This window comes from Oscillibacter acetigenes, assembly GCF_025567605.1.
GTDB classification, from domain to species: domain Bacteria; phylum Bacillota; class Clostridia; order Oscillospirales; family Oscillospiraceae; genus Oscillibacter; species Oscillibacter welbionis.
Window position 1 is genome coordinate 379,155 of sequence record NZ_JAOQKG010000001.1, and the last position, 21,709, is coordinate 400,863.

Annotated in this window: 40 protein-coding genes; 38 read left to right on the plus strand and 2 right to left on the minus strand. The window is 60.4% G+C overall.

Annotation, left to right across the window (positions count from 1 at the left end; translation table 11 throughout):
- The first annotated feature begins 87 nt into the window (after window positions 1–87).
- The 36 genes from proS to OCV80_RS02085 all read left to right on the plus strand — a co-directional run bounded on the left by proS (window position 88) and on the right by OCV80_RS02085 (window position 19,561).
- A complete protein-coding gene (gene proS / locus OCV80_RS01910; RefSeq protein ID WP_036630538.1) occupies window positions 88–1,527 on the plus strand; it encodes a proline--tRNA ligase in 1,440 nt (479 codons plus the stop codon).
- A gap of 471 nt (window positions 1,528–1,998) precedes the next feature.
- Entirely contained in the window at window positions 1,999–2,310 is a 312-nt protein-coding gene (rpsJ, locus tag OCV80_RS01915) for a 30S ribosomal protein S10 (protein WP_021749668.1), read from the plus strand.
- 250 nt (window positions 2,311–2,560) lie between these two features.
- Complete coding sequence (rplC, locus tag OCV80_RS01920; protein WP_021749667.1) at window positions 2,561–3,280, plus strand: 50S ribosomal protein L3; 720 nt, start codon at window positions 2,561–2,563, stop codon at window positions 3,278–3,280.
- Window positions 3,281–3,298: 18 nt separating this feature from the next.
- The gene (gene rplD, locus OCV80_RS01925; protein ID WP_025544363.1) at window positions 3,299–3,922 is read left to right on the plus strand and encodes a 50S ribosomal protein L4; all 624 of its coding nucleotides are present in this window, start codon (window positions 3,299–3,301) and stop codon (window positions 3,920–3,922) included.
- Window positions 3,922–4,218 (plus strand): 50S ribosomal protein L23, encoded by a 297-nt coding sequence (gene rplW / locus OCV80_RS01930; RefSeq protein WP_021749665.1) that lies wholly within the window; start codon window positions 3,922–3,924, stop codon window positions 4,216–4,218. Before rplD ends, rplW begins: the two co-directional genes overlap by 1 nt.
- A 24-nt stretch (window positions 4,219–4,242) precedes the next feature.
- Window positions 4,243–5,076, plus strand: a complete 834-nt coding sequence (gene rplB, locus OCV80_RS01935) for a 50S ribosomal protein L2 (RefSeq protein ID WP_025544366.1) — start codon at window positions 4,243–4,245, stop codon at window positions 5,074–5,076.
- Window positions 5,077–5,090: 14 nt separating this feature from the next.
- Window positions 5,091–5,354 (plus strand): 30S ribosomal protein S19, encoded by a 264-nt coding sequence (gene rpsS, locus OCV80_RS01940; RefSeq protein WP_021749663.1) that lies wholly within the window; start codon window positions 5,091–5,093, stop codon window positions 5,352–5,354.
- Window positions 5,355–5,372: 18 nt separating this feature from the next.
- Window positions 5,373–5,720, plus strand: a complete 348-nt coding sequence (gene rplV, locus OCV80_RS01945) for a 50S ribosomal protein L22 (protein ID WP_025544367.1) — start codon at window positions 5,373–5,375, stop codon at window positions 5,718–5,720.
- 19 nt (window positions 5,721–5,739) lie between these two features.
- A complete protein-coding gene (gene rpsC, locus OCV80_RS01950) occupies window positions 5,740–6,630 on the plus strand; it encodes a 30S ribosomal protein S3 (RefSeq protein WP_021749661.1) in 891 nt (296 codons plus the stop codon).
- Window positions 6,630–7,052 carry a 50S ribosomal protein L16 gene (rplP, locus tag OCV80_RS01955; protein ID WP_021749660.1) on the plus strand — a complete coding sequence of 141 codons (423 nt, stop codon included), beginning with the start codon at window positions 6,630–6,632 and terminating at the stop codon, window positions 7,050–7,052. The genes rpsC and rplP overlap by 1 nt, the downstream gene beginning before the upstream one ends.
- 2 nt (window positions 7,053–7,054) lie before the next feature.
- Window positions 7,055–7,264, plus strand: a complete 210-nt coding sequence (gene rpmC, locus OCV80_RS01960; RefSeq protein ID WP_025545553.1) for a 50S ribosomal protein L29 — start codon at window positions 7,055–7,057, stop codon at window positions 7,262–7,264.
- A gap of 17 nt (window positions 7,265–7,281) precedes the next feature.
- A complete protein-coding gene (rpsQ, locus tag OCV80_RS01965) occupies window positions 7,282–7,548 on the plus strand; it encodes a 30S ribosomal protein S17 (RefSeq protein ID WP_021749658.1) in 267 nt (88 codons plus the stop codon).
- Window positions 7,549–7,560: 12 nt separating this feature from the next.
- On the plus strand, window positions 7,561–7,929 hold the full coding sequence (gene rplN / locus OCV80_RS01970; protein ID WP_016321001.1) for a 50S ribosomal protein L14: 369 nt from the start codon (window positions 7,561–7,563) through the stop codon (window positions 7,927–7,929).
- 13 nt (window positions 7,930–7,942) lie between these two features.
- Window positions 7,943–8,254, plus strand: coding sequence for a 50S ribosomal protein L24 (gene rplX, locus OCV80_RS01975; protein ID WP_021749657.1), 312 nt, complete (start codon window positions 7,943–7,945; stop codon window positions 8,252–8,254).
- A 17-nt stretch (window positions 8,255–8,271) separates the two neighbouring features.
- Window positions 8,272–8,811, plus strand: coding sequence for a 50S ribosomal protein L5 (rplE, locus tag OCV80_RS01980; RefSeq protein ID WP_021749656.1), 540 nt, complete (start codon window positions 8,272–8,274; stop codon window positions 8,809–8,811).
- 13 nt (window positions 8,812–8,824) lie between these two features.
- Complete coding sequence (locus tag OCV80_RS01985; protein WP_021749655.1) at window positions 8,825–9,010, plus strand: type Z 30S ribosomal protein S14; 186 nt, start codon at window positions 8,825–8,827, stop codon at window positions 9,008–9,010.
- Between the two features lie 184 nt (window positions 9,011–9,194).
- Entirely contained in the window at window positions 9,195–9,593 is a 399-nt protein-coding gene (rpsH, locus tag OCV80_RS01990) for a 30S ribosomal protein S8 (protein WP_021749654.1), read from the plus strand.
- A 15-nt stretch (window positions 9,594–9,608) separates the two neighbouring features.
- Window positions 9,609–10,154 carry a 50S ribosomal protein L6 gene (rplF, locus tag OCV80_RS01995; RefSeq protein WP_025544558.1) on the plus strand — a complete coding sequence of 182 codons (546 nt, stop codon included), beginning with the start codon at window positions 9,609–9,611 and terminating at the stop codon, window positions 10,152–10,154.
- Between the two features lie 14 nt (window positions 10,155–10,168).
- Window positions 10,169–10,528: a 50S ribosomal protein L18 gene (gene rplR / locus OCV80_RS02000; protein ID WP_021749652.1), complete on the plus strand. Its 360-nt coding sequence runs from the start codon at window positions 10,169–10,171 to the stop codon at window positions 10,526–10,528.
- An 18-nt stretch (window positions 10,529–10,546) separates the two neighbouring features.
- Entirely contained in the window at window positions 10,547–11,047 is a 501-nt protein-coding gene (rpsE, locus tag OCV80_RS02005; protein ID WP_021749651.1) for a 30S ribosomal protein S5, read from the plus strand.
- A 12-nt stretch (window positions 11,048–11,059) separates the two neighbouring features.
- Entirely contained in the window at window positions 11,060–11,242 is a 183-nt protein-coding gene (gene rpmD / locus OCV80_RS02010) for a 50S ribosomal protein L30 (RefSeq protein WP_021749650.1), read from the plus strand.
- A gap of 14 nt (window positions 11,243–11,256) precedes the next feature.
- Window positions 11,257–11,697, plus strand: coding sequence for a 50S ribosomal protein L15 (gene rplO / locus OCV80_RS02015; protein WP_021749649.1), 441 nt, complete (start codon window positions 11,257–11,259; stop codon window positions 11,695–11,697).
- Between the two features lies 1 nt (window position 11,698).
- Window positions 11,699–13,015: a preprotein translocase subunit SecY gene (secY, locus tag OCV80_RS02020; protein ID WP_021749648.1), complete on the plus strand. Its 1,317-nt coding sequence runs from the start codon at window positions 11,699–11,701 to the stop codon at window positions 13,013–13,015.
- A gap of 17 nt (window positions 13,016–13,032) precedes the next feature.
- Window positions 13,033–13,665 carry an adenylate kinase gene (locus tag OCV80_RS02025; protein WP_119311581.1) on the plus strand — a complete coding sequence of 211 codons (633 nt, stop codon included), beginning with the start codon at window positions 13,033–13,035 and terminating at the stop codon, window positions 13,663–13,665.
- A 4-nt stretch (window positions 13,666–13,669) separates the two neighbouring features.
- On the plus strand, window positions 13,670–14,422 hold the full coding sequence (gene map, locus OCV80_RS02030) for a type I methionyl aminopeptidase (protein ID WP_119311580.1): 753 nt from the start codon (window positions 13,670–13,672) through the stop codon (window positions 14,420–14,422).
- A gap of 10 nt (window positions 14,423–14,432) precedes the next feature.
- On the plus strand, window positions 14,433–14,717 hold the full coding sequence (locus OCV80_RS02035) for a KOW domain-containing RNA-binding protein (protein WP_021749645.1): 285 nt from the start codon (window positions 14,433–14,435) through the stop codon (window positions 14,715–14,717).
- Between the two features lie 3 nt (window positions 14,718–14,720).
- Window positions 14,721–14,939 (plus strand): translation initiation factor IF-1, encoded by a 219-nt coding sequence (gene infA, locus OCV80_RS02040; RefSeq protein WP_025544561.1) that lies wholly within the window; start codon window positions 14,721–14,723, stop codon window positions 14,937–14,939.
- Window positions 14,940–14,991: 52 nt separating this feature from the next.
- Complete coding sequence (gene rpmJ, locus OCV80_RS02045; protein ID WP_014116882.1) at window positions 14,992–15,105, plus strand: 50S ribosomal protein L36; 114 nt, start codon at window positions 14,992–14,994, stop codon at window positions 15,103–15,105.
- A 26-nt stretch (window positions 15,106–15,131) separates the two neighbouring features.
- On the plus strand, window positions 15,132–15,497 hold the full coding sequence (gene rpsM, locus OCV80_RS02050) for a 30S ribosomal protein S13 (protein WP_021749643.1): 366 nt from the start codon (window positions 15,132–15,134) through the stop codon (window positions 15,495–15,497).
- A 15-nt stretch (window positions 15,498–15,512) separates the two neighbouring features.
- The gene (gene rpsK / locus OCV80_RS02055; RefSeq protein WP_021749642.1) at window positions 15,513–15,920 is read left to right on the plus strand and encodes a 30S ribosomal protein S11; all 408 of its coding nucleotides are present in this window, start codon (window positions 15,513–15,515) and stop codon (window positions 15,918–15,920) included.
- Between the two features lie 23 nt (window positions 15,921–15,943).
- Window positions 15,944–16,546 (plus strand): 30S ribosomal protein S4, encoded by a 603-nt coding sequence (gene rpsD / locus OCV80_RS02060; RefSeq protein ID WP_021749641.1) that lies wholly within the window; start codon window positions 15,944–15,946, stop codon window positions 16,544–16,546.
- Between the two features lie 89 nt (window positions 16,547–16,635).
- Window positions 16,636–17,589, plus strand: a complete 954-nt coding sequence (locus OCV80_RS02065) for a DNA-directed RNA polymerase subunit alpha (RefSeq protein ID WP_021749640.1) — start codon at window positions 16,636–16,638, stop codon at window positions 17,587–17,589.
- Window positions 17,590–17,647: 58 nt separating this feature from the next.
- Complete coding sequence (gene rplQ / locus OCV80_RS02070; protein WP_021749639.1) at window positions 17,648–17,992, plus strand: 50S ribosomal protein L17; 345 nt, start codon at window positions 17,648–17,650, stop codon at window positions 17,990–17,992.
- 96 nt (window positions 17,993–18,088) lie between these two features.
- Complete coding sequence (locus OCV80_RS02075; protein ID WP_021749638.1) at window positions 18,089–18,379, plus strand: hypothetical protein; 291 nt, start codon at window positions 18,089–18,091, stop codon at window positions 18,377–18,379.
- 33 nt (window positions 18,380–18,412) lie between these two features.
- Window positions 18,413–18,691, plus strand: a complete 279-nt coding sequence (locus tag OCV80_RS02080; RefSeq protein WP_119311579.1) for a hypothetical protein — start codon at window positions 18,413–18,415, stop codon at window positions 18,689–18,691.
- A 159-nt stretch (window positions 18,692–18,850) separates the two neighbouring features.
- Window positions 18,851–19,561 (plus strand): polysaccharide deacetylase family protein, encoded by a 711-nt coding sequence (locus tag OCV80_RS02085; RefSeq protein WP_119311578.1) that lies wholly within the window; start codon window positions 18,851–18,853, stop codon window positions 19,559–19,561.
- Between the two features lie 45 nt (window positions 19,562–19,606).
- On the opposite strand, the gene secG is transcribed toward OCV80_RS02085, so the two are convergent.
- On the minus strand, window positions 19,607–19,849 hold the full coding sequence (gene secG, locus OCV80_RS02090; protein WP_021749635.1) for a preprotein translocase subunit SecG: 243 nt from the start codon (window positions 19,847–19,849) through the stop codon (window positions 19,607–19,609).
- Between the two features lie 239 nt (window positions 19,850–20,088).
- Between secG and lexA the strand changes: the two genes are divergently transcribed.
- The gene (lexA, locus tag OCV80_RS02095) at window positions 20,089–20,679 is read left to right on the plus strand and encodes a transcriptional repressor LexA (protein WP_021749633.1); all 591 of its coding nucleotides are present in this window, start codon (window positions 20,089–20,091) and stop codon (window positions 20,677–20,679) included.
- A gap of 74 nt (window positions 20,680–20,753) precedes the next feature.
- On the opposite strand, the gene sigK is transcribed toward lexA, so the two are convergent.
- Window positions 20,754–21,485, minus strand: coding sequence for an RNA polymerase sporulation sigma factor SigK (gene sigK / locus OCV80_RS02100; protein ID WP_021749632.1), 732 nt, complete (start codon window positions 21,483–21,485; stop codon window positions 20,754–20,756).
- Window positions 21,486–21,602: 117 nt separating this feature from the next.
- On the opposite strand from sigK, the gene OCV80_RS16505 reads away from it, so the two are divergent.
- Window positions 21,603–21,709: GIY-YIG nuclease family protein (locus OCV80_RS16505; RefSeq protein ID WP_353866951.1), on the plus strand; the 107-nt coding region annotated here is incomplete at its 3' end.

Consider the following 21,709-nt stretch of genomic DNA (forward strand, 5'->3'; position numbering starts at 1 on the left):
GACTTTTTCTCCCAGAGTGGATACAATAAATGTTCAGTGTAAACTGCGCCGAAGGACGGCGCGATCATAGAGAAAAGGATGAAGACTATGGCACAGGATAAGAGACAGGTGGACGCCATCACCGCACGGGACGTAGACTTCGCCCAGTGGTACACGGACGTCTGCAAGAAGGCGGAGCTGATCGACTACACCTCCGTGAAGGGCATGTTCATCTACCGGCCCTACGGCTACGCCCTGTGGGAGAATATCCAGGCGGAGCTGGACCGGCGCTTCAAGGCCACGGGGCACGAGAACGTGTACCTGCCGGTGCTGATCCCGGAGTCCCTGCTCCAGAAGGAGAAGGACCATGTGGAGGGCTTTGCACCCGAATGTGCGTGGGTCACTGTGGGCGGCAGTGAGAAGCTGGAGGACCGCTGCGCTATCCGCCCTACTTCGGAGACGCTCTTCTGCGAACATTATGCCAACATCATCCACTCCTGGCGGGACCTGCCCAAGCTGTACAACCAGTGGTGCAGCGTGCTGCGGTGGGAAAAGACCTCCCGCCCCTTCCTGCGCCATCGGGAATTCCTGTGGCAGGAGGGCCACACCATGCACGCCACCGCCGAAGAGGCCCGGGAAGAGACCATGCAGATGCTGAACATCTACGCGGACTTCATGGAGAACGTGCTGGCTATGCCTGTCATCAAGGGCCGCAAGACCGACAAGGAGAAGTTCAACGGCGCAGAGGAGACCTACACGGTGGAGTGTATGATGCACGACCATAAGGCCCTCCAGGCGGGCACCAGCCACTACTTCGGCGACGGCTTTGCCAAGGCATTTGACATCACGTTCACTGGCAAGGACAACCAGCCCCACTATCCCCACCAGACCAGCTGGGGCGTCAGCACCCGGATGATCGGCGGCATCATTATGACCCACGGCGACGACAACGGCTTGGTGCTGCCTCCTCGGATCGCCCCCACCCAGGCGGTGGTGATCCCTGTGGCGGCCCACAAGCCCGGGGTGCTGGAGGCGGCGGCCTCTCTGCGGGACCGGCTGAACGCGGCCGGCGTGCGGAGCAAGATGGACGACTCTGATAACTCCCCCGGCTGGAAGTTCGCAGAGTATGAGATGAAGGGTGTGCCCGTCCGGGTGGAGATCGGCCCCAAAGACATGGAGAAGGAGCAGTGCGTCATTGCCCGGCGGGACACCGGCGAGAAGATCACCGTGGCCCTGGCGGAGCTGGAGAGCGCCGTGAAGGCCCTGCTGGATCACATCCATGACAATCTGTATGCCATGGCCCTGAAGAACCGGGAGGACAACACCTTCGACATCCAAACTCCCGAGGAGGCCAAGGCCATTGTGGAGGGGAAGGGCGGCTTCCTCCGGTCCAAGTGGTGCGGCAGTCTGGAGTGTGAGCTGGCCATGAAGGAGCGGGCCGGTGTCAGCTCCCGCTGTATGCCCCTGGTCCAGAGCGGCACGGAGGGCACCTGCCCCGTGTGCGGCAGGAAATGCACCACCGACATCTACTGGGGTGTGGCTTATTGAGAACGAAAAGGGAGGAGGGGAACGCCCCCTCCTCTCTTTTTCAGCAGTCCGGAAGGGCTGAAACCGACGGTTTTCCTCCAAAATTTCGGAAGAATTGGAAAAAGATCCAGCCCTCCAAAAAAATCTTCATATTTTCATAAAAAACAGAGAAAATAGGCTTGACATTAGCAAGATTTTCTTTTATGATAATAAAGCTCGCGTGGAGGGCAGAACTGCGCCCGGCGAGTACTGCGATGAACCGGGAGATTGCTCGAAAGAGGTAACTTCCGGGGAGTATGTCCGATAATCGGGCGGCTGAGAAGGATCTGTACGTTGCGTAGATCGCTGCGCCATGACAGGATACCGGCCGTATCATGCGCCGGTATTTTTCATGAGCTGGAATGATACGCACGGTTAAGCGTATAGAAAAATTCTCTCGCCGTAGGTCGTCGAGACTCGTGAAACTACCTACGAAATCAGGAGGAAACAACCATGGCTCAGAAAGAAATGATCCGCATCCGGCTGAAGGCCTATGACCATCAGGTCATCGACCAGAGCGCAGAGAAGATCGTGGAGACCGCCAAGCGCACCGGCGCTTCCGTGTCCGGCCCCATCCCTCTGCCCACCAAGAAGGAAGTCGTCACCATCCTGCGGGCCGTCCACAAGTACAAGGACAGCCGCGAGCAGTTTGAGCGCCGCACCCACAAGCGCCTCATCGACATCACCAAGTCCACCCCCAAGACGGTGGAGGCCCTGATGGCCCTGGAGCTGCCTGCCGGCGTGGAGATCGAGATCAAGCTGTAACCAATTAAAGAGGGGATGAAATCCCCCCTTTAGATTCCCCCTCGCCAGTGTGCGCACTGGCGGCGCCGCCCAGGGCGGCTGAGTCAAGGTATTTTCGCCACGTACACGCCGCGGCGAAAATAGATTGAAAATTGTTTGCTGTCCATGTCTGCCGTCTTGCGAGGCAGACGGGTCATGTCGGCAGAGCAATGCGGCGGGACCCAACCCGCACGTATCTAAGCCGACCAATAACCTTTAAGGAGGAACAACCATGAAAGCGATCATCGGCAAAAAAGTGGGCATGTCCCAGATTTTTGACGAGAACGGCCATGTGATCCCCGTCACCGTGATCGAGGCGGGTCCCTGCGTGGTCGTGCAGAAGAAGACTTCCGAAAAGGAAGGCTATGAGGCGGTCCAGCTGGGCTTTGAGGACATCTCTGAGCGCAAGCTCACCAAGCCCGAGAAGGGCCACCTGGACAAGGCCGGCGTGGCTCCCAAGAAGTACCTGCGGGAGTTCGACCTGGAGAATGCCGCCGAGCTGAACGTGGGCGACATCGTGAAGGCTGATGCCTTCCAGGCGGGCGACTTCGTGGATGTCACCGGCATCAGCAAGGGCCACGGCTATCAGGGCGTCATCAAGCGCCACGGTGCCCACCGCCTGAAGGAGACCCACGGCTCCGGCCCTGTGGCCCGTCAGATCGGTTCTCTGGGCGCCACCAGCCACATGTCCAAGATCATCAAGGGCACCATCGGCGCCGGCCACATGGGCGTGGAGCAGGTGACTGTCCAGAACCTGAGCGTCGTCAAGGTCGACCCCGAGCTGAACATGCTGGTGGTCTGCGGTGCGATCCCCGGCCCCAAGGGCGGCCTCGTGACCATCAAGTCCACGGTCAAGGTCCACAAGGTCAAGCAGGCCGGCGCTGACATCAGCAAGAACCCGCAGAAGGCCTCCGGCCGCAACCCGCAGAAGGCCTCCGCCAGAAACAAGTAAGAAAGGGGTGCTTGATCAATGTCTACTATGAAAGTGTTGAACATGGCCGGCGCAGAAGTCGGCACTGTGGAACTGAACGACGCGATCTTCGGCATCGAGCCCAACCAGACCGTCGTGCACGAGGTTGTCAAGAACCACCTCGCCAACTGCAGACAGGGTACCCAGAGCGCCCTCACCCGCGCCGAAGTCTCCGGCGGCGGCAGAAAGCCCTGGCGTCAGAAGGGCACCGGCCACGCCCGGCAGGGCAGCACCCGTGCTCCCCAGTGGACCCACGGCGGCATCGTGTTTGCCCCCAAGCCCCGGGATTACAGCTATGTGCTGAATAAGAAGGTCAAGCGCCTGGCGCTGAAGTCCGTCCTCTCCGCCAAGGTGGCCGAGGGCCAGATGGTGGTCATCGACTCCATCAAGATGGACGCCATCAAGACCGCTGACTTCCGCAAGTTCCTCACCGCCGTCGGTGTGGACGGCAAGGCCATGGTGGTCACCCCCGCCGTGGATCAGACCATCGTCAAGAGCGCGCGGAACATCCCCGGCGTTGTGACCACTCCCGCTTCCATCCTGAGCGTCTATGACATCCTGAACGCCAAGTATCTGGTTGTGGACAAGGACGCCCTCGCAAAAATCGAGGAGGTGTACGCGTAATGGCTACCGCTTACGATATTATCATCCGCCCCATCATCACCGAGCGCGCCATGTCCGGTGCCGCCGACAAGAAGTACGTCTTCGAGGTGGCCAAGGACGCCGGCAAGATCGAGATCAAGAAGGCGGTGGAGGAGATCTTCGGTGTGAAGGTTGCCTCTGTCAACACCCTGACGGTGCCCGGCAAGGAGAAGCGCATGGGTGCCGGCCGTCCCGGCATGACCAAGACCTGGAAAAAGGCCTATGTCCAGCTGGCGGCGGATTCCAAGACCATCGAGTTCTTCGAAGGTATGGTCTGATAAACGGAAGGAGTGTAACGCGACATGTCTATCAAAACTTTTAAGCCGACGACTCCCTCCAGACGGCAGATGACGGTCTCCGGGTTCGACGGCATCGACAAGAAGGCGAAGCCCGAGCCCAGCCTTACTGAGCCCCTGAAGAAGAGCTCCGGCCGCAACAGCTACGGCCGCATTACCGTCCGCCACCGCGGCGGCGGCAACAAGCGCAAGTACCGTATCATTGACTTCAAGCGGGACAAGATCGGCTCCGCCACCGTGCTGCGCCTGGAGTACGATCCCAACCGCAGCGCCAACATCGCTCTGATCCAGTATGAGGACGGCGAGAAGCGCTATATCCTGGCGCCCCTGGGCCTGAAGGCCGGCCACAAGATCATGACCGGCCCCGAGGCGGACATCCTGCCCGGCAACGCCCTGCCCATCGCCAACATCCCCGTTGGTACCGTGATCCATAATATCGAGCTGCATCCCGGCAACGGCGCCCAGCTGGTGCGCTCCGCCGGCACCGCCGCTCAGCTGATGGCCAAGGAGGGCGGCGACGCCCAGATCCGTCTGCCTTCCGGCGAGGTCCGCATCGTGCGCACCAACTGCTACGCCACCATCGGTCAGGTTGGCAACATCGAGCACGAGAACATCAACATCGGCAAGGCTGGCCGCAAGCGTCACATGGGCTGGCGTCCCACCGTGCGCGGCTCCGTCATGAACCCCAATGACCACCCCCACGGCGGCGGCGAGGGCCGCGCACCCGTCGGCCGTCCCGGCCCGGTGACCCCCTGGGGCAAGCCCGCCATGGGTTACAAGACCCGCAAGGGCAAGAACCCCACCAATAAATTCATCGTCAAGCGCCGCAACGAGAAGTAAGGAGGCAAGTCAATATGAGCAGATCCATTAAAAAAGGCCCGTATGTTGCCCCGGAGCTTCTGAAGCGGGTCGAGGAAATGAACGCGAAGAACGAGAAGAAGGTCCTCAAGACCTGGAGCCGCAGCTCCACCATCTTTCCCGCCTTCGTGGGCCACACCATCGCCGTTCACGACGGCCGCAAGCACGTGCCCGTCTATATCCAGGAGGATATGGTCGGCCACAAGCTGGGTGAGTTCGCGCCCACCCGCACCTTCCGCGGCCATCGGAAAGATTCTTAATGAAGGAGGATGCAGAACATGGAAGAGATGAAGATTGCCAAAGCGTATCTGCGCTATGTCCGCATCGCTCCCCGCAAGGTCCAGATCGTGTGTGATCTGATCCGCGGCAAGGACGCCGGCACCGCCATGGCGATCCTGATGCAGACCCCCAAGGCCGCTTCCGAGCCTCTGATGAAGCTCCTGAAGTCCGCCTGTGCCAATGCCGAGAACAACTTCGGCATGGACCCCGCCAAGCTGGTGGTGTCCGAGGTGTTCGCCACTCCCGGCCCCATCCTGAAGCGGATGATGCCCCGGGCTCAGGGCCGCGCCTATCGGATCAATAAGAAGACTTCTCACGTCACCCTGGCTGTGACGGAAAAGGCATAAGAGGGAGGAGAACAGTTTTATGGGACAGAAAGTAAATCCCCACGGCCTGCGCGTGGGCGTCATCAAAGACTGGGATTCCCGTTGGTATGCCAGTGATGAGAAGGTCGGCGATCTGATCGTCGAGGATCAGAAGATCCGCAAGTACCTGAAGAAGACCCTGTACGGCGCCGGTGTTCCCAAGATCGAGATCGAGCGGAGCAACGAAGTCGTCACCATCTTCCTCCACTGCGCCCGGCCGGGCATGGTCATCGGCAAGGGCGGCGAGCAGATCGAGCAGTATCGTCTCGCTGTGGAGAAGCTGATCGGCAAGAAGGTGCGCCTGAACATCGTCGAGGTCCGCAACCCCGACATGAACGCCCAGCTGGTGGCGGAGAACATCGCCCAGCAGTTGGAGAAGCGTATCTCTCACCGCCGCGCCATGAAGAACGCCATGGCCCGCGCCATGCGCGCCGGCGCCAAGGGCATCAAGGTTTGCTGCTCCGGCCGTCTGGGCGGACGTGAGATCGCCGGCGTGGAGCACTATCACGAGGGCACCATCCCCCTGCAGACCATCCGCGCCGACATTGAGTACGGCTTCGCGGAGGCTGCCACCACCTTCGGCCGCATCGGCGTGAAGGTCTGGATCTACAAGGGAGAGGTCCTCTCTCAGACCCTGCGCACCACCCCCCGCACCATGGACACCTCCAAGCCCTACCAGGAGCGTCGTGAGCGTCGTCCCCGCCGGGATGGCGACCGCCGCGGCGGTTTCGGCGACCGGCGCCAGGGCGGCGGGTTTAACCGTGACCGTCAGGGCGGTTTCAACCGCGGCCAGGGCCGCCCCCAGGGCGGTTTCAACCGTGCCACCAATCCCAGCCGTCCGGCTGCCCCCGCGGCGCCTGCGGCACCCGCTAAGGAAGGAGGAGCCCAGTAATGCTTCTGCCGAAGAGAGTCAAGTATCGCCGCGTACACCGCGGCCGTATGACCGGCAAGGCCACCCGCGGCAACACCATTGCCTACGGTGAGTTCGGCCTGCAGGCCCTGGAGCCCGCCTGGATCACCAGCAATCAGATCGAGGCGGCCCGTATCGCCATGACCCGCTACACCAAGCGTGGCGGTCAGGTTTGGATCAAGATTTTCCCCGACAAGCCCGTGACCAAGAAGCCCGCTGAGACCCGCATGGGTTCCGGTAAGGGTTCCCCCGAGTTCTGGGTTGCCGTCGTGAAGCCCGGCCGCATCATGTTCGAGATCGCCGGCGTGTCTGAAGAAGTTGCCCGCGAGGCGCTTCGTCTGGCCAGCCACAAGCTGCCCATCAAGACGAAGATCGTCGCCCGCACCGAGGAAGCAGGTGAGTGAAGATGAAGGCAAGTGAAATTCGTAGCATGACCCCCGAGCAGCTCAACGAGAAGCTGGTGGGCCTGAAGAAGGATCTTTTCTATCTGCGTATGCAGCACGCCACCAATCAGCTGGATAATCCCCTGAAGATCCGGGAGACCAAGCATGACATTGCCCGAGTCAAGACCATGTTGCGTCAAAAGGAGCTCTCCGGAGCTTCTGACAAGCAGTAAGAAGGAGGGAATCGAACATGAACGAAGAGAAGAGAACTTCCTCCCGCAAGACCCGGGTCGGCAGAGTCGTATCCGACAAGATGGACAAGACCGTGGTCGTCGCCATTGAAGACCGTGTGGCCCATCCCCTGTACAAGAAGATCGTCGGCCGCACTTACAAGCTGAAGGCCCATGACGAGGAGAATGCCTGCGGCATCGGCGACCGGGTCAAAGTGATGGAGACCCGCCCCCTGTCCAAGGACAAGCGGTGGCGCGTGGTCGAGATCATTGAAAAAGCGAAGTAAGGAGGTGCCGTTATGATTCAGCAGGAAACATTTCTGAAGGTGGCCGATAATACCGGCGCCAAGGAGATCAAGTGCATCCGTGTCCTGGGCGGCTCCAAGCGGAAGTTCGGCAACATCGGCGATGTGATCGTCGCGTCCGTCCGCAAGTCCACCCCCGGCGGCACGGTGAAGAAGGGCGAGGTTGTCAAGGCCGTGATCGTCCGCAGCGCCAAGGGCGTCCGCCGGGCGGACGGCACCTATGTCCGTTTCGACGACAATGCCGCCGTCCTGATCAAGGATGACAAGAACCCCAGAGGCACCCGTATCTTCGGGCCGGTTGCTCGTGAGCTGCGCGACAAGGATTACATGAAGATCCTGTCCCTCGCTCCCGAAGTGATTTGAGGAGGGCAGCGAAATGGCTATGAACATTAAGAAGGGCGATACCGTTGTCGTCCTGTCCGGCAAGGACAAGGGCAAGCAGGGCAAGGTGCTGGGCACCGTTCCCGGCTCCCTGAAGGTTGTCGTGGAGGGCATCAACATGGTGACCTGCCACGTCAAGCCCCGCAAGCAGGGCGAAGAGGGCGGCATCATGAAGCGCGAGGCCGCCATTGCCGCCTGCAAGGTGCAGGTGGTGTGCCCCAAGTGCAGCAAGGGCACCCGCGTCGCCCACAAGATCGAGGGCGGCAAGAAGACCCGCGTGTGCAAGCACTGCGGCGCTGAGCTGTGAGAAAGGAGAGCTGACAAATGGCCAGACTGAAAGAAAAATACACTGCCGAAGTCGCTCCCGCCCTGATGAAGCAGTTCGGCTACAAGAGCGTCATGCAGATCCCCAAGATCGACAAGGTGGTCGTGAACGTGGGCTGCGGTGAGGCGCGTGAAAACTCCAAGGTTCTGGAGAACGTGGTGGGCGATCTGAGCCAGATTACCGGCCAGAAGCCCGTCATTACCCGGGCCCGCAAGTCCATCGCAAACTTCAAGCTGCGTGAGGATATGCCCATCGGCGCCAAGGTCACCCTGCGGGGCGACAAGATGTGGGAGTTCCTGGACCGCCTGTTCAACGTGGCCCTGCCCCGCGTCCGTGATTTCCAGGGCATCAACCCCAACTCCTTCGACGGCCGCGGCAACTATGCCCTGGGCATCAAGGAGCAGCTGATCTTCCCCGAGATCGAGTACGACAAGATCGACAAGATCCGCGGCATGGATGTGGTCATCTGCACCACCGCGCACACCGATGAAGAGGCCCGCGCCCTGCTGGAGCAGGTCGGCGCTCCCTTCGCCCGCTAAGGAGGAAGAAACGATGGCAAAGAAATCCATGATTCTCAAGCAGCAGCGGGCTCCCAAGTTCTCCTCCCGGAGATACAACCGCTGCAAGCTGTGCGGCCGCCCCCACGCCTATCTGCGTGACTACGGCGTCTGCCGTATCTGCTTCCGGGAACTGGCCTACAAGGGCGAGATCCCCGGCGTGCGGAAGGCCTCCTTCTGAGAGGCGCCCCGCGCAACCAAATTTTGTGACCACGGGCTTTTGATATGGAGCCTTTGGCAGATCGGATGGCGAAAGGTCATGACGAATTGGGCACCACGCGCGAGCGGACTGCTCCATTCGCCATGATACCTCGCTGCCGCAGCGGTCTCGAGAGAGCCGCAACTCTAAAATAGGAGGATTTATTATGCATATCACCGATCCGGTTGCGGATATGCTGACCCGCATCCGCAACGCCAACAACGCCAAGCACGACACCGTTGATGTTCCCGCCTCCAACATGAAGAAGAGCATCGCTCAGATTCTGCTGGATGAGGGCTATATCAAGAACTTCCAGGTGGTGGAGGACGGAACCCAGGGTGTCATCCACATCTCCCTGAAGTACAACGCGGGCAAGGAAAAGGTTATCACCGGCCTGCGCCGCGTCTCCAAGCCCGGCCTGCGCGTCTATGTGGGCGCCGACGAGCTGCCCCGCGTGCTCCGCGGCCTGGGCATCGCTATCATCTCTACGTCCAAGGGCGTCATGACCGACAAGAAGGCCCGCGAGCTCCATGTCGGCGGCGAGGTCCTGGCATTCGTTTGGTAAGGAGGGTATTGGACCATGTCTAGAATTGGCAGAATGCCCATTACCGTTCCCGCCGGCGTCACCGTCAATGTCGCCGAGGGTAATGTGGTGACCGTTAAGGGACCCAAGGGCGAGCTGACGAAGGCTCTGCGCCCTGAGATGATTCTTAAACAGGAAGGCAGCACGATCACCGTGGAGCGTCCTTCCGACGACAAGCTGCACCGCAGCCTCCACGGCCTGACCCGCACTCTGCTCCATAACATGATCGTCGGTGTGACCGACGGCTACAAGAAGGAGCTGGAGGTTAACGGCGTCGGCTACCGTGTGGCCAAGGAGGGTAAGAACCTGGTCATGAACCTGGGCTTCTCTCACCAGGTGATCGTTTCTGAGATCGAGGGCATCACCATCGATGTCCCCGCTCCCAATAAAATCGTCATCAACGGATGCGACAAGCAGGCTGTCGGCCAGTTTGCGGCCGAGGTCCGCGAGAAGCGTCCTCCCGAGCCTTATAAGGGCAAGGGCATCAAGTACGCCGATGAAGTCATCCGCCGCAAGGTCGGTAAGACCGGCGCCAAGAAGTAAGGAGGTGTGCCGATATGATTAAGAGACCGAATACCAACGCCCAGCGCCTGAAGCGCCACAAGAGAGTGCGCGCCAAGATCTCCGGCACCCCTGAGATGCCGCGTCTGAATGTGTTCCGCAGCGAGGCCAACATCTACGCCCAGGTCATCGATGATGTCAACGGCGTGACCCTGGCTTCCGCTTCCTCCCTGGACAAGGCCATCGAAGGTTACGGCGGCAATATCGCCGCTGCCACTGCCGTTGGCAAGCTGGTGGCCGAGCGCGCCAAGGCCAAGGGTATCGAGACTGTCGTGTTTGACCGCGGCGGCTATCTGTACCACGGCCGCGTGAAGGCTCTGGCTGAGGGTGCCCGCGAGGGCGGCCTGAAATTCTAAGGGAGGAGGAACGACAACATGCCTAGATTTGAAAGAGAACAGAGCGAGTATATCGAGAAGGTCGTTTCCCTGAACCGCGTCTCCAAGACCGTCAAGGGCGGCCGTGTGATGAAATTCTCCGCCTTGGTCGTCGTGGGCGACGGCAAGGGCAAGGTGGGCTATGGCCTGGGCAAGGCCGCTGAGGTCCCCGAGGCCATCCGCAAGGGCATCGAAGCCGCCAAGAAGAACATGATCACCGTGACCCTCTCCGGCACCACTGTGCCCCATGAGACCATCGGTGAGGCCGGTGCCGGCCGCGTGCTGATGAAGCCCGCTGCCCCCGGTACCGGCGTGATCGCCGGCGGCGCTGTGCGTGCCGTCGTCGAGGCCGCAGGCATCAAGGATATCCGGACCAAGTGCCTGCGTTCCAACAACCCCAACAACGTTGTCGCCGCCGCCTTCGAGGGCCTCAAGAGCATGCGCGGTCCCGAGGAGGTCGCCCGCATCCGCGGCAAGAGCGTCGAAGAGATCGTGGGTTAAGGAGGCGCAAAAATGGCAAACTTAAATATTAAGCTCGTCAAGAGCCTGAACGGCCGCCTGGAAAAACAGGTCGCCACCGCTCATTCCATGGGCCTGCGCAAGATCGGTGACATCACCGTGCAGCCCGACAACGACCAGACCCGCGGCAAGATCGCCAAGATCGGCTACCTGCTGCAGGTCACAGAAGTGAAATAAGGAGGCACGGAATTATGAAGTTGAGCGAACTGTCTCCCGCCGAGGGCTCCGTCCGGGCCCCGTACCGGAAGGGCCGGGGCGCCGGCTCCGGCAACGGAAAGACCGGCGGCCGCGGTCACAAGGGCCAGAAGGCCCGCTCCGGCGGCAAGATCCGTGTTGGCTTTGAAGGCGGCCAGATGCCTCTGGCCCGCCGCATCCCCAAGCGCGGCTTCAACAACATCTTCGCAAAGCCCCTGGAGATCGTGAATCTCAGCACCCTGGATCAGTTCCAGGACGGCGATACTGTCACGGTCCACGCGCTGCTGGAGAAGGGTATCCTCTCCAAGTGCCGCTACGGCTACAAGGTTCTGGGCAGCGGCAAGCTGTCCAAGAAGCTCACTGTCCAGGCTTCTGCTTTCTCCGCTTCTGCCAAGGAGGCTATCGAGGCAGCAGGCGGAAAGGCCGAGGTGATGTAACGTGATCCAAACCATTCGCAAAGCGTGGGGCATCCCCGAACTGCGGAAGAAGATCATTTTTACACTCCTCATCCTGTTGATCTTCCGGATCGGCAACGCCATCACGGTGCCTTACGTGGATGTCGGCCTGCTGGAGACCTATCTGGATCAGATGGGCGGCACCATTCTGGGCCTGTACAACGTGATGTCCGGCGGCGCCTTTGCCCAGGCAACGGTCTTCGCCCTGAGCATCCAGCCCTATATCAACGCATCCATCATCATCCAGCTGCTGACTGTGGCCATCCCGGCCCTGGAGCGGCTGGCCAAGGATGGCGGTGAAGAGGGACGGAAGAAGATCCAGTCCATCACCCGCTATACCACTGTCGGCATCGCCATCCTGCAGGCGGTCGGCTACTATTTCATGATGCGCAACTACAACCTGCTGGCATCTGATGCCACCGGCATCTGGCCCGCACTGGTCATCGTCGTGTCCTTCATCGCCGGCTCCTCCTTCGTCATGTGGATGGGCGAGCAGGTGACGGAGTTCGGCATCGGCAACGGCATTTCCATCATTCTGTTCGCCGGCATCCTGTCCCGGATCCCCACCTCTGTCAGCTCTCTGTACAGCGGCGTGGTGAGCTGGGCCAACGGCGGCGCTGCCGCGGACGGTGCGCTGCACCCGGCTCTGGTGGTGTTGCTGCTGGTGGGCGTCCTGGCGCTGGTTGTGTTCGTCGTGTTCATCAGCGACGCAGAGCGCCGCATTCCCGTCCAGTATGCCAAGCGGCAGGTGGGCCGGAAGATGTACGGCGGCCAGAGCTCTCACCTCCCCATGAAGGTGAATATGTCCGGCGTTCTGCCCATCATCTTCGCCCAGAGCATCGCGTCTCTGCCCGTGACGATCTGGACCTTCATCGGTATTCCCGAGGAGGAGACGGTTTCCCGGGCAATCTACGACGCCATCGATACCCAGTCCTTCATCTATATGATCGTGTATTTCATCATGATCATCGGTTTCAGCTATTTCTACTCCACCATCCAGTTCAATCCGGTGGAGATCGCCAACAACCTGAAGAAGCAGGGCGGCTTTATCCCGGGATTCCGTCCCGGCAAGCCCACTGTGGACTTCATCAAGAAAGTCCTGAGCAAGATCACCCTGTTCGGCGCCATTTATCTGGGCATCGTGGCGATCTGCCCGCTGCTGCTGGGTAAGGCTGTCGGCAACGCTTATCTGGCGATCGGCGGCACCTCCGTCATCATCGTGGTCGGCGTGGCTCTGGAGACTGTCAAGGCGCTGGAGGCCCAGATGCTGATGCGTCAGTACAAGGGCTTCCTGGAATAAGAGAGAAGGCGTTTCAATTGAAGCTGATCCTGTTGGGCGCCCCCGGCGCCGGTAAGGGAACACAGGCGGAAATCCTGTGCAGAGAACTGAGTATTCCCACCATTTCCACAGGCAACATCCTCCGGGCGGCCATCAAAAACGGCACGCCCACCGGCCTGAAGGCCAAGTCCTATATGGACGCCGGCCAGCTGGTGCCGGACGACGTCATCATCGGCATCGTCACGGAGCGGCTGGCAGAGGATGACTGCAAGAACGGCTATATCCTGGACGGGGTGCCCCGCACCATCGCCCAGGCCGCGGCCCTGGAAAAGGCCGGGATCACATTTGACGACGTGATCTCTATTGAGATCTCTGACGAGACCATCATGGAGCGGATGAGCGGCCGCCGTGTCTGCGAATCCTGCGGGGCCAGCTACCACATGGTAGCTGTGCCCCCCAAGCAGGAGGGCGTGTGCGACAAGTGCGGCGGTAAGCTGGTCCAGCGGAAAGATGATGCCCCCGAGACCGTCAAGGCGCGGCTCGAGGTCTATCATAAGGAGACCGAGCCGCTGAAGGACTTCTATGCCCAGCGGGGACTCCTGAAGCCTGTGGAGAATCAGCCCTCTGTGGAAGAGACCTCCCGGGCCATCCTCCACGCACTGGGGAGATGAGCGTATGATTACACTCAAATCCCCCCATGAGATCGAATTGATGCGCCGGGCCGGAAAAATTACCGCGGCTGCCCGTGCTTATGCAGGGGAATTGGTAAAGCCCGGCGTCACAACCCATGAGATCGACCGTGCAGTGGAGCATTTCATTCGCAAGCAAGGCGCAGTCCCCTCCTTCCTGCATTACAACGGCTATCCGGCCAGCGCCTGCATCAGCGTCAACGACGAGATCATCCACGGAATTCCCGGACCCCGGGTCCTCCAGGAGGGCGATATCGTCAGTGTGGATGTGGGAGCGTACATTGGAGGGTTTCACGGCGACTGTGCGGCCACCTTCCCCTGCGGCAGGATCTCCCCGGAGGCGCAGGATCTGATCGACGTGACCAGACAGAGCTTTTTTGAGGGAATCAGGTTTGCCAAGGAGGGCTACCGGCTGTTCGATATCTCGGCAGCCATCCAGCAGTACGTGGAGAGTCACGACTACTCCATCGTCCGGGAATACGTCGGCCACGGTGTCGGCGCCCAGATGCACGAGTCGCCGGAGATCCCCAATTACGGCCATCCCGGCCGGGGGCCCAGGCTCCTCCGCGGCATGACGCTTGCAATCGAACCCATGGTGAACGCCGGCTCGGCGGCCATCCAGCAGATGAGCGACGGCTGGACCGTCAAGACGCTGGACGGCAAATGGGCGGCCCACTATGAAAATTCCATTCTGATCACGGACGGCGAGCCTGAGATCCTGACGGCCCCCGCCATCTGAGAGGAAACGCATGGAAATTGCAGCATCCAACATCGTAAGATCCGTTGCCGGCCGGGACCAGGGAAAGCTCTTCATCGTTCTCGCGGTGGAGGGGGAGTACCTGCTGCTGGCGGACGGGAAATCCAGGAAGGTGGAGTCGCCCAAACGCAAAAAGCGCAGACACGTGCTGTTTGTAGCGGCGGACGAGAACCGGCTTTCTGAAAAGATCAGAGGCGAAGCCAGGATCACCAACAGCGAGCTTCGCAAAACCCTTGCGGCTTACCGCGAGGAGGTTTATCCGGACCAGGAGGGATAACGTTTGGCAAAATCCGACATGATTGAAGTGGAGGGTGTCGTGGTGGAAGCCCTGCCCAACACAACGTTCCAGGTAGACATTGGAAATGGACACAAGATTTTGGCACATATTTCCGGAAAACTCAGAATGAATTTCATCAGGATTCTGCCCGGCGACAAGGTGACGGTGGAGATGTCCCCGTATGACCTGACCCGCGGCCGGATCACCTGGCGCAGTAAGTAAGCGCCACTTGAGCTGAAAAGACACAAACCGCTGAAAGGAATGGTTAAAAACTATGAAAGTAAGACCGTCCGTAAAGCCCATGTGCGAGAAGTGCAAGGTCATTCGCCGCAAAGGCCGTGTCATGGTCATTTGCGAGAACCCCAAGCATAAGCAGAGACAGGGCTAACATTTAATTGGAGGTGCTTTGAGAGTATGGCACGTATTGCCGGTATTGACCTGCCGAAGGATAAGCGTATCGAGATCGGCCTCACTTATATCTACGGCATTGGCAGAAAGAGCGCCAAGGACATCCTGGCGCAGACAGGCGTCAACCCCGACACCCGCGTGAAGGATCTGTCCGACGCCGACGAGCAGAAGCTGCGCGACGCCATCGACAGCTATACCGTTGAGGGCGACCTGCGCCGCCAGACCGCTCTGGACATCAAGCGGCTGACCGAGATCGGCTGCTATCGCGGCATTCGCCACCGCAAGGGTCTGCCCGTGCGCGGCCAGCGCAGCAAGACCAATGCGCGGACCCGCAAAGGTCCCAAGAAGACCATTGCCAACAAGAAGAAGTAAGGAGGGAGAACCAAGATGGCAACTGCAAAGGCATCCGCCGGCAAGAAGGTCATTCGCCGCCGGCGTGAACGGAAGAACATTGAGCGGGGCCAGGTCCATATCCGCTCTTCGTTCAACAACACCATGGTAACTGTTACCGATACACAGGGCAACGCGATCTCCTGGGCTTCCTCCGGCGGCCTCGGTTTCCGCGGCAGCAAGAAGTCCACCCCCTTCGCGGCACAGACCGCGGCTGAGACGGCCGCCCGCGCCGCTATGGAGCATGGCCTGAAGACCGTCGAGGTCTTCGTCAAGGGCCCCGGCCAGGGCCGTGAGGCCGCGATCCGGGCGCTGCAGGCCGTGGGCCTGGAAGTGACCATGATCAAGGACGTCACGCCCATCCCCCACAATGGCTGCCGCCCCCCCAAGCGCCGCCGTGTCTGATTTGAAGAGGAGGTAACAAGCAAATGGCTAAGAATATGCAGCCGATCGCGAAGCGCTGCAAGGCTCTGGGCATTTCTCCTGCCGTGATGGGCTATGCGAAGAAGGAGACCAATCGCAACCCCGGCGGCCAGATGAGAAAGAAGAAGAGCGAATATGGCATCCAGCTGAATGAGAAGCAGAAGGTCAAGTTCATCTATGGCATTCTGGAGAAGCAGTTCCACGCCTATTACGAGGCGGCCGCCAAGACCCCCGGCAAGACCGGCGACAACCTGCTGATCGCTGTGGAGCGCCGTCTGGACAACGTGGTATACCGCATGGGCTTCGCCATGACCCGCCGTCAGGCCCGTCAGCTGGTGAGCCACGCCCACTTCACCGTCAACGGCCGGAAGGTCGACATTCCGTCCTATCAGGTCAAGGCCGGCGATGTGATCGAGGTTGCCGAGTCCAGCCGCTCCTCTGAGATCTTCAAGCGCCTGCTGGGCCAGGATGCCCCCGTGTTCCTGATCCCCGCCTGGATGGAGCGTGAGAAGAACGCCCTGAAGGGCACCGTGACCCGTCTGCCCGCCCGGGAGGACATCGACGTTCCCGTCGAGGAGCACCTCATCGTTGAGTTGTACTCCAAGTAAGCGGAGGATACCCTCAATAATGATAGGAACTGCCGGCGGCGCGCAATCATGCGTGCTCGCAACAAGAAGATGAAGGAGGGTACTACTGCATGATCGAAATTGAAAAGCCCCAGATTGAGTGCATCGAGACGCCGGGGGACGCCACATACGGCAAGTATGTGGTGGAACCGCTGGAGCGCGGCTACGGCACCACTTTGGGCAATGCGCTTCGCCGCATTATGCTTTCCTCTCTGCCCGGCACGGCCCCGACCACCATCAAGATCGCCGGCGTGCAGCATGAGTTCTCCACCATCCCAGGTGTCAAGGAAGACGTGACGGAGATCGTCCTGAATGTGAAGGGCCTGCTCACCAAGCTCCACTGCGAGACGGTGAAGACGGTCTACATCGAGGCGGTGGGCCCCTGCGAGGTCAAGGCCGGCGATATCAAGGCCGACGGCGAGGTGGAGGTCCTGAATCCCGACATGCACATTGCCACGCTGGACAACGGCGCGACGCTGAACATGGAGATCACCCTGTCCCACGGACGCGGCTATGTGCCTGCGGACCGCAACAAGCCGCAGCAGAACGTGATCGGCGTCATCGCCGTGGACTCCATCTACACCCCCGTGTATAAGGTCAACTACACCGTGGAGCCCACCCGTGTGGGTGCTTCCAGCGACTTCGACAAGCTGACGCTGGAGGTCTGGACCGACGGGACCATCTCTGCCCGGGACGCCGTGTCCTTGGGTGCGAAGATCCTGTGCGACCACTTCACGCTGTTTACCGACCTCTCTGAGAACGTGGGCAGCAAGCCCACCGTAGTGGAGAAGGCGGAGGCCCAGCGGGACAAGGTGCTGGAGCTGACCATCGAAGAGCTGGATCTCTCCGTCCGCAGCTTCAACTGCCTCAAGCGTGCCAACATCAACACCGTGGAGGATTTGATTTCCAAGACGGAGGACGAGATGATGAAGGTCCGCAACCTGGGCCGCAAGTCCCTGGAAGAGGTCATCAACAAGCTGGCGATGATGGGACTCCATCTGGCTGACGAAGATAACAACAACTGATTCCAATGCCGGCGGACGTTCCCCGGCTGACCAAAATCCTGATAAGGAGGAAACCAAAATGCCCGGAACTCGGAAACTTGGCAAGCCCACTGACCAGCGCATGGCGATGCTGCGTCAGCAGGTGACGGATTTCCTGGACAACGGCAAGATGGAGACCACTCTTGCCCGCGCCAAGGAGATCAAGCCTCTGGCTGAGAAGATGATTACCCTCGGCAAGAAGAGCGACCTGGCCGCTTATCGGCAGGCTATGAGCTTCATCACCCGCGAGGATGTCTGCAAGAAGCTGTTCAAGGAGATCGCTCCCAGCTATGCAGAGCGCAACGGCGGCTACACCCGCGTGATCCGCACCGGCGTGCGCCGCGGAGATGCCGCGGAGACCGCCATCATCGAGCTGGTGAAGTAAGAACCCGCAATCAAAAAAGCCCTTTGTCATGGGAACCTAGGACCTGTGACAAAGGGCTTTTGATTGTTCTTGTGGACCTGAAGGAGATGTGATACAATGGAAGCGAAGGGGGAGATCTCTATGCGCATGGTTCACTGTGAGGACTGCGGAAAGCGGTATGACTACGATGTGGATGGCTTCTGCCCCCGGTGCGGGGCCTTCAACCAGCCTGTCTGGGTCCGGAGCGGCGGGACCGCCGCGGCCGCTGAGTCCCCTGCGGCACAGCAGAAGCGGACAGGGAGGCTCCAGCGGGAACTGGGAGAAAATCTCCGTCAGGCAGAGATGGCCATGGGCCGGCTGCTGAAGGAGCAGTCCCACGGTCGACGGCTGCCCGGCGGGGACTTGTGAGCGCCCGGCAGCAGAGCAAAGGAGGGAACATCTGTGAAGAAGATTTCCTGCGCTTCGTGCGGCAAACGGTATGATTGCGATGCAGACGGCTTCTGCCCCCGGTGCGGGGCCTTCAATCAGCCTGCAGGGGACGGAGACGCGCCGCAGCTCGAGAAGAAACCGGAATTTCAGCAGAGGGAGAAGCCCGCAGCACGCGGGCGAAAGAGAGCCCATTCAGCTGCCAAGGAGGGGGGAGTGCTTCTGGGACTGGAAGTGGTGTCAGATCTGGCAGTGGACCTGGTGGGAGATGCCATTTCTGACCTGTTCTCCTGACCGTCTATGCAGAGCACCGAACGGAATATGAGATGAAGGAAGCGGGCGGGGCCCGCTTCCTTTTTTCGTGTTATGAAAAAACAGGAGAAAATTTTAACGGGTGTAAATTTTCAGCTGCCGCGCAAACTACCGCTGCATGAATGAGGAGGTGTGGGCGCGATGTGGAGAGGTCGCCTGTTTTTTCTGTGCCTTGCCCTGGCACTGCTGTCCGGCTGCGCGCCGGGCGGCCCTGTGGCGGAGGCTGGGGCAGATGCCCAGCTCCCGGCGGACAAGCTGATCGCCATTACATTTGACGACGGCCCACGCCGGAACACTACCGAGCGGCTACTGGACGGCCTGCAGGAGCGGGGGGCAAGCGCCACCTTTTTCCTGATTGGCAAGCAGATCGAAGGCAATGAGGACCTGGTCCGGCGGATGCAGGCAGAGGGCCATCAGGTGGGCAGCCACACCTGGAACCATGTACGGCTTCAGGGGATCTCCCGGGAGACGCTGCAGCGGGAGGTAGGCCGTACAGAGGAGACGCTGGAAGCGTTGCTGGGAGGGGGGCCATATTGGCTCCGCCCGCCATACGGGGCCGTGGATGCGGCGGACCGGGAGCTGCTGCAGGTGCCCATGATAAAGTGGTCCATCGATCCCAGGGACTGGGAAAAGCTCAATACAGCCCAGGTGAAGGCGGCGGTCCTGGAAAATGCGGCCCCCAATCAGATCATCCTGCTCCATGATATCTACGATACCTCTGTGGACGCGGCACTGGAGATTGTAGATACGCTTCAAGGGGAAGGCTACCGCTTCGTGACGGTGCAGGAACTGCTGGAAGCCAACGGTATCCAACCGGAGGCCGGTGTGCTGTACTGCTCCGGCGACATATAAAAAAGCGCCCGGTGTGCTGGCACACCGGGCGCTTTCAGCGCGAAATCAGCCCTGCAGGATCAGCAGGACCAGCGTCAGGATCAGGAAGATGGCCCCAACCCATTTGGTGGCGCGGGCCAGCTTGGCGTCCAGAGTCTTGGCCTTGTTGCGGGACAGGAAGGAGTCGGCCACACCGCCGATGGCACCGGAGAGGCCGGCGCTCTTGCCGGACTGGAAGAGCACGATGACAATGACTGCCAGACCGCAGAGAAGCTGCAGGATCGTGATGACGAGCGTTAAAGCGTCCATACAGGATAACCTCCAAAACTTTCAGCCATGCAGCGCATGGATCATGATTTCACAGATGTTAATGATACCATAGTTTTCTCTGTATTTCAAGGGGATTTTGCAAAAAAGCAGACAAATCAAAGCTATGCGGAAGCGTACGGACAGACGACAAAAAAGTTTGAAAATGATGGAACAAATGTTTGCTTTTCCTGCGGCGTTGTGGTATAATACAGCCAGAAATCCAGCGGAGGTGGACACGTATGCGGGAGCTCTCAAAGATGCAGCAGAAAATCTACGAGTACATTGCCGCCTGTATCCGGGAGCAGGGCTACCCCCCCTCGGTGCGGGAGATCGGGGAGGCCGTGGGGCTGAAGTCACCCTCCACAGTCCATTTTCACCTCAAACGGCTTGAGGAGGCAGGCGTCATTGAAAAGGGCGCCGGCAAGGGCCGCGCCATCACGCTGCGGGAATCTCCTAAGCCTGAAAATCAGGTCCCAGTGGTGGGCAATGTGGCGGCCGGCAGCCCCATTCTGGCGGAGGAGTGTATCGAGGACTATTTGACCTTCGATACCGCCGGTCGGCCCGGGGAGTATTTTGCCCTGCGGGTCCGGGGCGAGTCCATGCTGAACGCAGGCATCCTGCCCGGCGACCTGGTGGTGGTTCACAGCCAGCCCACTGCGCAGCACGGTGAGATTGTGGTGGCTCTGATCGATGACGAGGCGACGGTTAAGCGCCTGTCTCTGAAAAGCGGTCAGGTATGGCTGCTGCCGGAGAATGAGGCATATTCCCCCATTGACGGCACCTATGCCCAGATATTGGGCAAGGTGGCCGCCGTGGTGCGGCGCTATTGAAAGGCGCGGAAGCGCGCAAAGAAAGGGCGTGATGGAAATTTTCCATCACGCCCTCTGTTTTCCAAATCCGGCGGTCACGTCCCGGAGGAATGGGGCCTCCGCCGGACCAGCTGGGGCGCAGGGCCGTCCTGCAGCTCCTGGCGCAGCTTTTCCAGCGCCCGCTTTTCGATGCGGGATACATAGGACCGGGAAATCCCGAAGGAGGCGGCAATTTCCCTCTGGGTCAGGGGGATGGTGCCGCCCAGCCCGTACCGCAGGCGAATGATCTCCGCCTCCCGGGTGGTCAGACGCTCCCGGATGATCTGGTGGAGCCGGAGCGCGCTGTCCCGGTCGTGGATATCGTCCAGCATGGTGTCATCCACGCCCACCACATCCATCAGCTGGAGGGCATTGCCCTCCTTGTCTGTCTCAATGGAATCCGACAGAGAGACTTCTCCCTGGAGCTTTTTCTGGCTGCGGAAGTACATGAGAATTTCGTTTTCAATGCAGCGGGCGGCGTAGGTGGCCAGGCGGGCGCCCTTCTCCGGGTCGAAGCTGGAGATGCCCTTGATGAGGCCGATGGTGCCGATGGAGATCAGGTCCTCCTGATCGGCGCTCTGGGTATAGTATTTCTTGATGATGTGGGCCACCAGGCGCAGGTTCCGCTCGATGAGTACATCCCGGGCCTCCTGATCTCCCTGGGCGTAGCGGCGGAGATATTCCCGCTCCTCTGCGGCGGACAGCGGCTTTGGAAACGACCCGCCGCCGGACAGGCGGAGTGAGAAGAGCAGCGTGTTGGCGAAGAGCAGCAGTGCGGCAGACAACATAGAATCCCTCCCTGTACCATCATTCCTATGCCGGGCAGGGAAGTCCCCATGCGGAAAGCCCTTTGACGGGGCGGCGGGCTGTGGTATACTGGTCTCATCGGACAGAGGAGGGACGGTATGGGCTATCTGGTCTACATCCTGCGCTGCGGGGACGGCACACTGTACACAGGCTGCACCAACGACCTGCCCCGCCGCCTCCAGGCCCACCAAAGCGGGCGGGGCGC

Excerpts from the sequence above, each read along its gene's own strand:
- proS (WP_036630538.1), top strand. The coding sequence starts at position 88 with ATGGCACAGGATAAGAGACAGGTGGACGCCATCACCGCACGGGACGTA.
- rpsJ (WP_021749668.1), top strand. The coding sequence starts at position 1,999 with ATGGCTCAGAAAGAAATGATCCGCATCCGGCTGAAGGCCTATGACCAT.
- rplC (WP_021749667.1), top strand. The coding sequence starts at position 2,561 with ATGAAAGCGATCATCGGCAAAAAAGTGGGCATGTCCCAGATTTTTGAC.
- rplD (WP_025544363.1), top strand. The coding sequence starts at position 3,299 with ATGTCTACTATGAAAGTGTTGAACATGGCCGGCGCAGAAGTCGGCACT.
- rplW (WP_021749665.1), top strand. The coding sequence starts at position 3,922 with ATGGCTACCGCTTACGATATTATCATCCGCCCCATCATCACCGAGCGC.
- rplB (WP_025544366.1), top strand. The coding sequence starts at position 4,243 with ATGTCTATCAAAACTTTTAAGCCGACGACTCCCTCCAGACGGCAGATG.
- rpsS (WP_021749663.1), top strand. The coding sequence starts at position 5,091 with ATGAGCAGATCCATTAAAAAAGGCCCGTATGTTGCCCCGGAGCTTCTG.
- rplV (WP_025544367.1), top strand. The coding sequence starts at position 5,373 with ATGGAAGAGATGAAGATTGCCAAAGCGTATCTGCGCTATGTCCGCATC.
- rpsC (WP_021749661.1), top strand. The coding sequence starts at position 5,740 with ATGGGACAGAAAGTAAATCCCCACGGCCTGCGCGTGGGCGTCATCAAA.
- rplP (WP_021749660.1), top strand. The coding sequence starts at position 6,630 with ATGCTTCTGCCGAAGAGAGTCAAGTATCGCCGCGTACACCGCGGCCGT.
- rpmC (WP_025545553.1), top strand. The coding sequence starts at position 7,055 with ATGAAGGCAAGTGAAATTCGTAGCATGACCCCCGAGCAGCTCAACGAG.
- rpsQ (WP_021749658.1), top strand. The coding sequence starts at position 7,282 with ATGAACGAAGAGAAGAGAACTTCCTCCCGCAAGACCCGGGTCGGCAGA.
- rplN (WP_016321001.1), top strand. The coding sequence starts at position 7,561 with ATGATTCAGCAGGAAACATTTCTGAAGGTGGCCGATAATACCGGCGCC.
- rplX (WP_021749657.1), top strand. The coding sequence starts at position 7,943 with ATGGCTATGAACATTAAGAAGGGCGATACCGTTGTCGTCCTGTCCGGC.
- rplE (WP_021749656.1), top strand. The coding sequence starts at position 8,272 with ATGGCCAGACTGAAAGAAAAATACACTGCCGAAGTCGCTCCCGCCCTG.
- OCV80_RS01985 (WP_021749655.1), top strand. The coding sequence starts at position 8,825 with ATGGCAAAGAAATCCATGATTCTCAAGCAGCAGCGGGCTCCCAAGTTC.
- rpsH (WP_021749654.1), top strand. The coding sequence starts at position 9,195 with ATGCATATCACCGATCCGGTTGCGGATATGCTGACCCGCATCCGCAAC.
- rplF (WP_025544558.1), top strand. The coding sequence starts at position 9,609 with ATGTCTAGAATTGGCAGAATGCCCATTACCGTTCCCGCCGGCGTCACC.
- rplR (WP_021749652.1), top strand. The coding sequence starts at position 10,169 with ATGATTAAGAGACCGAATACCAACGCCCAGCGCCTGAAGCGCCACAAG.
- rpsE (WP_021749651.1), top strand. The coding sequence starts at position 10,547 with ATGCCTAGATTTGAAAGAGAACAGAGCGAGTATATCGAGAAGGTCGTT.
- rpmD (WP_021749650.1), top strand. The coding sequence starts at position 11,060 with ATGGCAAACTTAAATATTAAGCTCGTCAAGAGCCTGAACGGCCGCCTG.
- rplO (WP_021749649.1), top strand. The coding sequence starts at position 11,257 with ATGAAGTTGAGCGAACTGTCTCCCGCCGAGGGCTCCGTCCGGGCCCCG.
- map (WP_119311580.1), top strand. The coding sequence starts at position 13,670 with ATGATTACACTCAAATCCCCCCATGAGATCGAATTGATGCGCCGGGCC.
- OCV80_RS02035 (WP_021749645.1), top strand. The coding sequence starts at position 14,433 with ATGGAAATTGCAGCATCCAACATCGTAAGATCCGTTGCCGGCCGGGAC.
- rpmJ (WP_014116882.1), top strand. The coding sequence starts at position 14,992 with ATGAAAGTAAGACCGTCCGTAAAGCCCATGTGCGAGAAGTGCAAGGTC.
- rpsM (WP_021749643.1), top strand. The coding sequence starts at position 15,132 with ATGGCACGTATTGCCGGTATTGACCTGCCGAAGGATAAGCGTATCGAG.
- rpsK (WP_021749642.1), top strand. The coding sequence starts at position 15,513 with ATGGCAACTGCAAAGGCATCCGCCGGCAAGAAGGTCATTCGCCGCCGG.
- rpsD (WP_021749641.1), top strand. The coding sequence starts at position 15,944 with ATGGCTAAGAATATGCAGCCGATCGCGAAGCGCTGCAAGGCTCTGGGC.
- OCV80_RS02065 (WP_021749640.1), top strand. The coding sequence starts at position 16,636 with ATGATCGAAATTGAAAAGCCCCAGATTGAGTGCATCGAGACGCCGGGG.
- rplQ (WP_021749639.1), top strand. The coding sequence starts at position 17,648 with ATGCCCGGAACTCGGAAACTTGGCAAGCCCACTGACCAGCGCATGGCG.
- OCV80_RS02075 (WP_021749638.1), top strand. The coding sequence starts at position 18,089 with ATGGAAGCGAAGGGGGAGATCTCTATGCGCATGGTTCACTGTGAGGAC.
- OCV80_RS02085 (WP_119311578.1), top strand. The coding sequence starts at position 18,851 with ATGTGGAGAGGTCGCCTGTTTTTTCTGTGCCTTGCCCTGGCACTGCTG.
- secG (WP_021749635.1), bottom strand. The coding sequence starts at position 19,849 with ATGGACGCTTTAACGCTCGTCATCACGATCCTGCAGCTTCTCTGCGGT.
- lexA (WP_021749633.1), top strand. The coding sequence starts at position 20,089 with ATGCGGGAGCTCTCAAAGATGCAGCAGAAAATCTACGAGTACATTGCC.
- sigK (WP_021749632.1), bottom strand. The coding sequence starts at position 21,485 with ATGTTGTCTGCCGCACTGCTGCTCTTCGCCAACACGCTGCTCTTCTCA.